The organism is Microcoleus sp. OTE_8_concoct_300, assembly GCF_031383065.1.
Lineage (GTDB): Bacteria > Cyanobacteriota > Cyanobacteriia > Cyanobacteriales > Microcoleaceae > Microcoleus.
The window spans coordinates 1-9,683 of sequence record NZ_JANMZH010000673.1; the positions used below are offsets into that span (position 1 = coordinate 1).

Consider the following 9,683-nt stretch of genomic DNA (forward strand, 5'->3'; position numbering starts at 1 on the left):
TTTTGCGAAAGCCGCCAGCACAAGGCTGAACTTCGCTCCTATAGGCTGTTTGATCCATCGTCTCGGGTGGGTCGTTGACCAATTATATTGTAATATAAAGCCGTCCTAAAAGGACGAGGTTTCTACCCAATTTTCTGATGAGATTAACCTCTGTGCACTCTTGGTGACTGAGATTTTTGGTTCCGCTGGCGTCACTTGCCTGGGACTGGATTACTCTAGCCGCATGAGAGCTGTCTTCTCGCTTGAGCGTTACCTACGGTAGGGCATACCGTATTTGATTAGTCCTCTTTATCTAGTTCGGTTTTTGTTCAAATACGAGTTTTCCTAGACGGCAACACGGTGTTTGTGTGACTACGTACTCAACAATCTAGTTAAGTTTTTACGTTGTCTAGTTATACTCAATTTTCAACTTATGACGATCGTAGCACACCTAGAACAATACTCATGAGCACTCTTGATTGAAATCTTGCAGCGTCGCTGAAGTCAAGCGAGGCTTTAGTCTCGCTTGACTTCAACATCCCGTCTTTTTCTATAACCTGTGGCACTGCGATCTCACGATCGGGTTGAGGCAAAAGGTTTTGTTGTTTGTCACAGCCGATCGATGTCAAAAATCCCTGATGAGAGCAGATTATCTACACAAAGACTAGAACTAATAACGAGAGAGCACCCAGATTTCAATTGTACGATCGCCACCACCACTCTCGAAAAAAGAAGTGAGAGTGGGCGAGTGTCCGAGTGGGCGAGTATCCGAGTGGGAAAACCCGCCTTCTGCTGAATGCCTTCTTCCCTCGAACCTCTTCCCTCTTCCTTCAGCAGAAGAAAGCCTGTTAAACAAGTCCCTCAATTACCGGATGGAAGTAGAACGCCAGCGCCAAAACCGTATAAGCTGCCAACAGCAAAATACCTTCGAGCCAGTTAGAGTTGCCGTCAGAACTGATAGAATTGGCGATCAGCACCGACACGGCAACCGCTACAAGTTCAAACGGGTTGAAATTCAAGTCCATAGGTTTGCCCAAGACAAAACCTGCCAAAACCAACACCGGTGCAACAAACAAAGCAATTTGCAAACTCGAACCCACGGCCACAGAAACCGACAAATCCATTTTATTTTTCATGGCCACCGTCACCGCCGTCGTATGTTCGGCCGCATTGCCAATAATCGGCACTAAAATCACCCCGGTAAACAGTGATGTCAGCCCCAAACGCGCCGTCGCTTCTTCTAGACTACCCACCAGTAGTTCTGACTCGACAGCTACCATCAGGGTACAGGCCAACAGTACCGCAATCCACAGCGGCAGATTGACTTTGTGGTCTGGACTCTCTGGTGCTAAGTTACTTTCGGCTAATTCCTCGAGCATTTCTATTTCTGCCACCCCTACATCGTACAGATAACTGTGAGTTTTCATCGAAAACAGCAGCGTCAGCACGTAGACGACAATCAGGACTATAGCAACAGCGCTAGAGAGGTTCTGCATAGTTTCCGCAGGGATGCCCGTAGAGGTGGCATTAACTGCAGTCGGCACCAAAATGGCAATCACGGCTAAGTTCATCGCTGAAGCGTTCAACCGGGCGACTATCGGCTGAAATTCTTGTTCTTTGTAGCGCAAGCCGCCCAGCAGCATGGCAAATCCCATCACCAGTAGCAGGTTGCTCATAATTGAACCGGTGATGCTGGCCTTGACAACATCTATGAGTCCGGCGTTGAGGGCGACGATGCCGATAATCAGTTCCGTGGCATTTCCGAAGGTAGCGTTCAGCAAACCCCCCAAGTTGGCGCCGAGGACGACGGCGATTTCTTCGGTGGCCGTCCCCATCCAGGCGGCTAGAGGGATGATGGCTAAAGCCGAGGTGATGAAGATTGTGGAGGATTCCCAGCCGAGAAAGTGTCCGGCGATGGAAACCGGGATAAATAACAGCAGACTGGAAATTATTGTATTTGTGTTTAGCATTTAGATTCTCAAAAGCTGCCAACCGTCAATCATAGCCTGCCATACAGTTTAAGAATGGGGGAGGGTTCGATATTTGGGTGTTGGCTTAAAGCTGGGGGTGGGCAATCGGGCGATCGCTGCATTGCGGCTTTCACGGATGTGACAAACTAAGATAGCGATTTGTTTAGCCGATGGGTTCAATGGATTTTTGTATTCGATTAGCTTCCTTAAAAGACATTCCTAAGCTGACAACTTTAATTCCTGATTCTGTTAGAGCTTGTGCCTGCAGGCTACTATAGTTCAGAGCAGATTAAAGGCGCACTGGGCACAGTCTTTGGGGTTGACAGTCAACTGATTCAAGACCAAACATACTTTGTTGCTGAGAACAATCACCAAATTGTTGGTTGCGGTGGTTGGAGTAAGCGTAAAACGCTTTATGGAGGTGATTCAGGCAAAAATAATCCAGAAGATAGCCTCCTCAACCCAGACAGCGACTCGGCAAAGATTCGTGCATTCTTTGTTCATCCAGCATGGGCACGTCGAAGAATTGGAAGTCAGATTATGCGAGTATGCGAACTGGCTGCTGAGCGTGCTGGATTTAAAGAAGTTGAGATGATTGCGACGCTGGCGGGAGAGCCATTTTATACAAAATTTGACTATCAGGTGATTGAGCGGTTTGAAATTTCTCTCCCAAACAGTCAGTTCCTCCCCGTTGTCCGTATGTTTAAGAGCTTTGAGCGCAGCCCGTAAAATATGAGGCATAATAAAATCAGTTTCGGTTAAATCCGATGGTAAATCAATGAGATGACAAAAAAAGCCAATAATTATCAGCCATGTCAATAAAAGTAGAAGTCGTCCCGCACGATCCAAATTGGCGCAGCGCCTTTGAAACTGAGTCGAAACTGATGGCACTTGCACTTGGGGAAAATGTGGTTGCTATACATCACATTGGTAGCACGGCCATTCCACAAATTCATGCAAAGCCGATCGTCGATATGTTAGTTGAGGTTAAAGATATTCTTAAAATCGATACACATAGTTCAGAAATGGCGGCTTTAGGTTATCAAGCAATGGGTGAGTTTGGGATACCCGGTCGTCGTTTTTTTCGCAAGGCTAGAACCCACCACATTCACAGTTTTGAAGTTGGCTCACCGCAGATAGAGCGCCACTTAGCGTTTCGAGATTATATGATTACCCATACTGAAGCGGCGCAGGAATACAGCGAACTAAAGAGAAAACTTGCCAAAAAATACCCCGATAATATTCAGGGGTACATGGACGAAAAAGATGGGTTCATTAAAGCAATGGATCTGAAAGCGGCTAAGTGGCGAGCATCTCATTAAATTTATGATATGGGAAGTGGCAATTCTTGATGTTAAGCCTAATATGACTGGAGCAACATAACATATGAGTGATATCGGTCTCACACACATCGCACTGCCCGTTTCTGATGTCGATCGCACTATCGAATTCTACTCCAAGTATGCTGGAATGCAGGTCGTTCACCGCCGCATCGATGCCAAAGCAGGTGTTGCTGTGGTATGGCTCTCTGACCGGACTCGCCCTTTTGTAATTGTGCTAATTCAAACAGAGTCCGTACATCCCGTTCTGTCTCCCTTTGCACACCTCGGAGTAGGTTGCAAAAGCCGCGAATACATGGATTCTCTCTGCGACAAAGCACGTCAAGAAGGCGTGCTGCTTGAGGAACCAAAAGATGCTGGATATCCGGCTACTGGGCTTTTTTGCGAGACCCGGACGGTCACACGCTCGAACTATCCTACGGGCAAGAAATCGGATTTACAGTGGATAAAACACAAAATTAAGCCAGCGAATAGAATTCGTGGCTACAAAAACAAAGTCCGCCTCTGCGGACTAAAATACTTTTTGGAGGACAAGAGAAATGGAATTAAAACTATCTGGTAAAGTGGCATTGGTAAGTGGCTCAACGGCAGGAATTGGCTTGGCAATTGCTACCGTTGAGCCAAAGAAGATGCAACTGTCATCGTTAACGGACGGACTCAAGAGCGGGTAAAAAGGGCGATCGACCAAATCAAAGAAATTGCTCCCGATGCCAAACTTCAAGGTGTCGCTGCCGATTTGGGAACGGCAACCGGAGCCGAGGAATTATTTCAGCAAGTCCCGGAAGTTGATATTCTGGTAAATAATCTAGGAATTTATGGCGCTAAAGCATTTGAGGATATTTCCGATGGCGAATGGATGAATATTCTGGAAGTAAACGTCATCAGTGGGGTGCGGCTGGCTCGAAAATATTTGCCATTAATGCTGACAAAAAATTGGGGGCGAATTATTTTCATCTCCAGCGAATCGGCGCTCAACATTCCAGCAGAAATGATTCACTACGGAGTTACAAAAACCGCACAACTTGCCCTCGCGCGCGGTTTGGCAGAGACTACTGTTGGCACCAATGTGACTGTTAATTCAGTGCTGCCGGGGCCGACGCGATCGGAAGGAGTAGAAGATTTCATTCAAGGATTGGCAGAAAACCAAAAGGTGACTCGCGAACAAGTGGAGAAAGAATTCTTTGAAAAGACTCGCCCTTCGTCGCTGATCCAGCGTTTTGCCGAGACTTCGGAGGTGGGTGCACTTGTCGCATTTATTGCCAGTCCCGTATCATCTGCTATTAACGGCGCTGCTTTGCGAGTGGATGGCGGTCTTGTGCGATCGATCGTTTAGCCCGATTTGTAATATCGCGATCGTAAATCAGTTAAAAACACCCTCTTTTCTAGGACTAAGGTCAACCTACCTAAAGAGAGAAATCTCTCTAAGGATGCTGTTAATTGCCGATTTGAAGCAGGAAAATATTAGTAAAACTGGTTAGAGGAGTCGATCGCCACCCATGAAAAAAGCTTTAATCGCCAGTCTGCTGCTGGTGCTAGCTGGCTGTAGTCCGTCGTCCTCCCATGATAAGTTGGTCAAAACGTTGAAAACGGTTCAATCTTGGACAGCGACCGCTCGTATGGTGGGAGAGACTTGGCAACAGGGTAGCATTCCCGACCTCTATGCTCAACAGACCTTGGAAAAGAGCCAGCAGGAAATTGCCAAGGAAACCAAAGATTTGACTGACTCTCCTGCTTTGCCAAGACAGATATACCAGTTACAGCAAACGCTTCAGCAGATGACAACGGCTGTGAAGCAGCACCGCAAAGCGGAGATCGCCACACCTCTGGTGCAGCTTGCAACTGAACAACAGCAGCTTGAAGCCTTGCTCAAAGCCCAGGGAGATCGGCTGTGAACAAGATTCGGGAAATTGCCTTGGGTATTGTCACCAGTATTGGCGGCTTCCTAGATGTGGGAGCGATCGCCACTGCCGCAGAAGCAGGCTCTAGCTTCGAGTTTCAGTTGATTTGGACGATCGTTCTAGGCACGATTTGTGTTATCGCTTTAGTCGAAATGTCAGGTCGCCTCGCGGCAGTCAGCAAACACACTTTGGCAGATGCCGTTCGCGAACGATTGGGCTTCAATTTCTTCATATTCCCGTTGATTGCCGAGGTCATCGTCGATTTTTTAGTGCTAGGTGCTGAAATTGGCGGCGTCTGTATTGCGCTGCAACTCGTAACAGGCATTAGCTTTCAATGGTGGGCGCTACCCGTTGCCTTTGCAATCTGGCTGTTGCTTTGGAAGGGAAATTTTAGCTTGATTGAAAACGGCATTTCCTTCCTAGGACTGATTACACTGGCGTTTGTGGTGGCAACCTTCAAGCTTCGTCCAGCATTACCTGCGGTTGCTGAAGGACTTTTGCCAACCGTACCCCAACAAGACACCGCCCATTATCTGTTTATTGCTGTCAGCATCCTCGGCGCATTAATTAGTCCCTATTTGTTTTACTTCTACTCCTCTGGTGCGGTTGAAGATAAATGGGATAAATCGCATCTCGGTGTAAATCGTGCAGTTGCTGGGCTAGGCATGGGGTTTGGTAGCGTTGTCTCGCTGGGAGTGCTGATTGTGGCGGCACAGGTATTGCACCCGCGAGGAATTCAAGTAGACAGCTACGAACAAGCAGCTTTGATGTTGACCCAACCTTTCGGATATTGGGGATTTGTGCTGTTTGCTGCATCGCTGGGCATTGCTTGTTTTGGAGCGGCTTTGGAAGTTAGCTTAGACACGGCTTATATTCTGGCGCAGGCTTTTGGTTGGAACTGGGGTGAAAGTTTGCATCCCAAAGAGGCAGCCCGTTTCAGCTTTGTTTACACAGTGTTTGTATTTCTGGCGTCACTGCTGATGGTTGTGGGAATCGATCCGTTGCAACTGACTTTATTTTCAATGGCATTGACTGCCGTAATTTTACCGGTGACGATTATCCCGTTCTTGGTCTTGATGAACGATCGCGAGTATGTGGGCGACCATTGCAACGGCTGGATCAGTAACAGTATCACCATTTTCACAATTGTTCTGACTTTTGTGCTAGCGATCGTCGCCATTCCACTAGAAGTGCTTGGAGGTTGATATGGATGTTATTCGAGATGTCTTAGATAATCAGATTGTCGATCGCAACCAACGCAAGATGGGCAAGGTCGATGGCATTGTTGTAGAACTCCTAGAGGGACAGCCACCGCGACTGGCCTATCTTGAAACGGGAGTCACCACCTTAGCGCATCGAGTTCATCCCCGTTGCGCGCGTTGGGTTGCCGCGATTGCCAGCAAGTGGGGTGCTCGACACACCGAACCGTTTCGCATTGCTTGGTCCCGGGTGCGAAACATCGGCATTGATGTGGAAGTGGATCTCGATGCCGAACAAACTCCCGCATTAGCCTACGAAGTCTGGCTGCGCGATCGCGTGATTAAACACATTCCAGGAGGAAGTTGATGGCAAGTCGCGAACTACACTTAGAACTGCTGCTGGGTAAATGCGTATTTGATTCAACGGGCAATCGCGTTGGACGCATTGAAGAGGTGCGCGCCCAGCAGCAAGGCGACGATTGGGTAATTGTAGAATATCTCGTGGGCATACCGGCGATCGTGGAGCGTTTGTCTGCCTGGAATTTAGGCGCAGGTTTGCTGCATCTTATGGGTGCCCGCAATCTACATAAGGGATATCGTATTCCCTGGGATCAACTCGATTTATTCGATCCAGAGCATCCCCGCTTAATTTGCACGATCGATGCGCTCAAAGAGATTTCCCAACAGTTAGAAAGAGATGCCCATTAGCCATAAATTTTTATGGTCAGTGTGGAGTCCTTGGCGATCGATTTGAGGTTCAGCCTGCAAGTTGTCGGTTAGACAGCGGTTTGATGGAAATTAAGCTGGGAAATACATTAAAAAGCAATGGGGAATGGCTATGACGCAAGTTGTAATTGTGGGAGCTGGGCCAACTGGTGCGGCACTTGCCTTGCTGCTGGTGAAACGAGGTATTTTTGTAACCTTGGTTGAGGCGGCAAAAGATGCCTACCGAGTCTTTCGCGGTGAAGGGTTAATGCCCAGCGGATTGGATGCGATCGCCCAAATGGGCTTATCCACTATGCTAGATAGTGTTCCACACCGACCAATTGATGCCTGGGAGTTCGTTGTGGGCGATCGGCAACTATTTCGAGTTGATGAGCCAATGGGGTCAAATCGACCTTGTACACTGGTATCGCAACCGCCTTTACTAGAAACACTAATTTCAGAAGCTCAGTTGCATCAAGAGTTTGAATTTATCCCAGGTGTTCCGGTAAAAGATTTACTGTACAGCAACGATCGCATTGCGGGTGTAAAGCTAGGAGATGGGCGAGAGATTCCTGCTGCACTTGTGATTGGTACAGATGGCAGAAATTCGGTTGTACGACAACGTGCAGAATTAGAGTTAGTAAAACAGCAGAATAGTATAGATGTTCTGTGGTTTAAACTTGCCGCTCATCCTCGGTTTGTGGCGGATAATGTATTTTATTCTATCCTGAATAGCGGTAGCGGATTTAGTGTCTTTCATGGGGCAGAATCAGGAAAACTTCATCTGGGTTGGGTGCTATCGGCTGATGACAAAACGGATCGGAAACACACAGACTGGGCAGAAACTTTCGCATCGCGATCGCCTGCGTGGATGGCAGAACATTTCCGCAACTGTGCCGATACGATCGAATCTCCGATGCGATTATCTGTTGTGGTTGGTCGCTGTCCGCGCTGGCATCGATCGGGAATCATACTTTTGGGGGATGCGGCACATCCGATGTCTCCGGTTCGCGCTCAAGGAATTAACATGGCGTTCCGCGATGTAATTGTTGCCGCCAATCACCTTGTACCTTTATTGAAAGCAGGGGCTAATTGCGAGGATATTGACTTAGCATTATCGCGGATTCAGGCAGAACGCGAACCGGAAATTATTCGCGCCCAACAACTTCAAGCACAAGAAGCCTGGAAAGGCGAACAACTGCGAAAAAATGGATTATTGCGTTTGTTGATGATGCAAGCGGCTCCGTTTTTGGGTGAAAAAATTAAACAATTTTGGGTGAAAGGACAGTATGAATTGCGCCAAGGAGTAACAGAGGTAAAATTGCTTGTGTGAAAAGAGGAAATTAAAACCTGACTTACCCATCCAAACCAAAGAAACCGGGTTTTTACCTTTTCTGCGATGCTTTAATATCAATTCTGGTTGTATCGGAATGATTAAACCACAGAGGGCACAGAGGACACAGAGAAAGAGAAGAGAGAGAGGCATAATTCCGATGTTAACGGATTTGATATAACCGAGTATTTTTGCGAAAAATCCGGTTTCTGACTACCCGTGCGTGCAGGACTATAAAACTTAGGAGAAAATTGTATGCGATCGACAAATATCAAAGGACCGATCGGCACTATTCACATCATCGAAGCCAGCCCCCCTGTCACTGCTGGGGAGTCGGAGTCGCTGCCGGTGGTGTTCGTGCACGGTATGGCGGTTTCCGCGAGTATCTGGGAGGCGCAGCTTGCCGATGTCGCCCGTACCCGACGCGCGATCGCCCTTGACGTGCGGGGACACGGTGATTCCGCACCGCCGGAGGACGGCAACTATGCGCCCGCCTCCTGTGCAGCGGATGTTTTCGCCGTGCTCGATGGGCTGGGACTCGATCGAGTGGCGATCGTCGGACACAGTTTCGGTGCTTGTATCGCCCTCGCAACAGCAGCTACCGCACCGCACCGCATCGCGCAGTTGATCCTGGCAGATCCACCTGGAGATTTTACCAAGGTGCCTGCAGAGGTGCACGAGGCACGCATCGTCCCCTACCAGAGGGCTCTGGAGACGGAGGATTGGCGGGCTGCTGTGGAAACCAGCTTTAACGAGGCGCTGACAGGAAGCACGGCCCCTACGCGCGATCGGATTCTGGCTAATTTGGCGGCGACTCCACAGGATTGTCTGTGTGGAATGTACCGCGGGATGTTTCCCTTTGAAGCAGTTGATGCTCTCGATCGCTACCTAGCAGCCCCTGGAACACGAGCCCACGCAATTATTGCTCCCTCAAACACTTTTCCGTTTAGCCTCCACATCCTCCGTCCCACACTGACGACAACTACGATCGCCGATACTGGACACTGGCTGATGCTGGATGCGCCAGAGGCCTTTGCTAGGGAACTGGATATCTGTTTGGAAGGTGTTTAATAGACCTCTTGCAAAAATAATTAGGACGGGCAAGATGCCCATCCCACAAGAGTTATTTTTTATTGTGGGATGGGCCGGAGAGCCCGTCCCATCAATTGAGGAAAAGGATTTTTGCAAGAGGTCTAATCAATTTTCTTTTGAACGGGGAGGATCTGAGTTTTGCACGTTTTTTTACTAAACAGTTCGCG

11 protein-coding genes are annotated in these 9,683 nt (G+C 48.4%); 10 read left to right on the forward strand and 1 reads right to left on the reverse strand.

Annotated elements, in window-relative coordinates:
- Window positions 1-827 precede the first annotated feature (827 nt).
- A complete protein-coding gene (gene cax, locus ACUVJL_RS30425; protein WP_445249247.1) occupies window positions 828-1,949 on the reverse strand; it encodes a calcium/proton exchanger in 1,122 nt (373 codons plus the stop codon).
- A gap of 258 nt (window positions 1,950-2,207) precedes the next feature.
- Here cax and ACUVJL_RS30430 point away from each other — a divergent pair, with 258 nt between their 5' ends.
- The 10 genes from ACUVJL_RS30430 (at window position 2,208) to ACUVJL_RS30475 (ending at window position 9,495) form a co-directional block, all read left to right on the forward strand.
- Entirely contained in the window at window positions 2,208-2,678 is a 471-nt protein-coding gene (locus ACUVJL_RS30430; protein ID WP_445249248.1) for a GNAT family N-acetyltransferase, read from the forward strand.
- A gap of 83 nt (window positions 2,679-2,761) precedes the next feature.
- On the forward strand, window positions 2,762-3,271 hold the full coding sequence (locus tag ACUVJL_RS30435; RefSeq protein ID WP_445249249.1) for a GrpB family protein: 510 nt from the start codon (window positions 2,762-2,764) through the stop codon (window positions 3,269-3,271).
- 64 nt (window positions 3,272-3,335) lie between these two features.
- On the forward strand, window positions 3,336-3,851 hold the full coding sequence (locus ACUVJL_RS30440) for a VOC family protein (protein ID WP_445249250.1): 516 nt from the start codon (window positions 3,336-3,338) through the stop codon (window positions 3,849-3,851).
- A 117-nt stretch (window positions 3,852-3,968) separates the two neighbouring features.
- Window positions 3,969-4,622 (forward strand): SDR family NAD(P)-dependent oxidoreductase, encoded by a 654-nt coding sequence (locus ACUVJL_RS30445; protein WP_445249257.1) that lies wholly within the window; start codon window positions 3,969-3,971, stop codon window positions 4,620-4,622.
- Between the two features lie 163 nt (window positions 4,623-4,785).
- Window positions 4,786-5,181: a hypothetical protein gene (locus ACUVJL_RS30450; protein ID WP_445249251.1), complete on the forward strand. Its 396-nt coding sequence runs from the start codon at window positions 4,786-4,788 to the stop codon at window positions 5,179-5,181.
- Window positions 5,178-6,392, forward strand: coding sequence for an NRAMP family divalent metal transporter (locus ACUVJL_RS30455; RefSeq protein ID WP_445249252.1), 1,215 nt, complete (start codon window positions 5,178-5,180; stop codon window positions 6,390-6,392). The genes ACUVJL_RS30450 and ACUVJL_RS30455 overlap by 4 nt, the downstream gene beginning before the upstream one ends.
- A gap of 1 nt (window position 6,393) precedes the next feature.
- On the forward strand, window positions 6,394-6,753 hold the full coding sequence (locus tag ACUVJL_RS30460) for a hypothetical protein (RefSeq protein WP_445249253.1): 360 nt from the start codon (window positions 6,394-6,396) through the stop codon (window positions 6,751-6,753).
- Window positions 6,753-7,094 carry a hypothetical protein gene (locus ACUVJL_RS30465; protein ID WP_445249254.1) on the forward strand — a complete coding sequence of 114 codons (342 nt, stop codon included), beginning with the start codon at window positions 6,753-6,755 and terminating at the stop codon, window positions 7,092-7,094. The genes ACUVJL_RS30460 and ACUVJL_RS30465 overlap by 1 nt, the downstream gene beginning before the upstream one ends.
- Before the next feature lie 130 nt (window positions 7,095-7,224).
- Window positions 7,225-8,424: an FAD-dependent monooxygenase gene (locus ACUVJL_RS30470; RefSeq protein WP_445249255.1), complete on the forward strand. Its 1,200-nt coding sequence runs from the start codon at window positions 7,225-7,227 to the stop codon at window positions 8,422-8,424.
- 255 nt (window positions 8,425-8,679) lie between these two features.
- Window positions 8,680-9,495, forward strand: coding sequence for an alpha/beta fold hydrolase (locus tag ACUVJL_RS30475; RefSeq protein WP_445249256.1), 816 nt, complete (start codon window positions 8,680-8,682; stop codon window positions 9,493-9,495).
- The last annotated feature ends 188 nt before the right edge of the window (window positions 9,496-9,683 follow it).

Bases quoted from the DNA above. Each gene is read 5' to 3' on its own strand.
- cax (WP_445249247.1), bottom strand. From the start codon at position 1,949: ATGCTAAACACAAATACAATAATTTCCAGTCTGCTGTTATTTATCCCG.
- ACUVJL_RS30450 (WP_445249251.1), top strand. From the start codon at position 4,786: ATGAAAAAAGCTTTAATCGCCAGTCTGCTGCTGGTGCTAGCTGGCTGT.
- ACUVJL_RS30465 (WP_445249254.1), top strand. From the start codon at position 6,753: ATGGCAAGTCGCGAACTACACTTAGAACTGCTGCTGGGTAAATGCGTA.
- ACUVJL_RS30460 (WP_445249253.1), top strand. From the start codon at position 6,394: ATGGATGTTATTCGAGATGTCTTAGATAATCAGATTGTCGATCGCAAC.
- ACUVJL_RS30435 (WP_445249249.1), top strand. From the start codon at position 2,762: ATGTCAATAAAAGTAGAAGTCGTCCCGCACGATCCAAATTGGCGCAGC.
- ACUVJL_RS30440 (WP_445249250.1), top strand. From the start codon at position 3,336: ATGAGTGATATCGGTCTCACACACATCGCACTGCCCGTTTCTGATGTC.
- ACUVJL_RS30470 (WP_445249255.1), top strand. From the start codon at position 7,225: ATGACGCAAGTTGTAATTGTGGGAGCTGGGCCAACTGGTGCGGCACTT.
- ACUVJL_RS30475 (WP_445249256.1), top strand. From the start codon at position 8,680: ATGCGATCGACAAATATCAAAGGACCGATCGGCACTATTCACATCATC.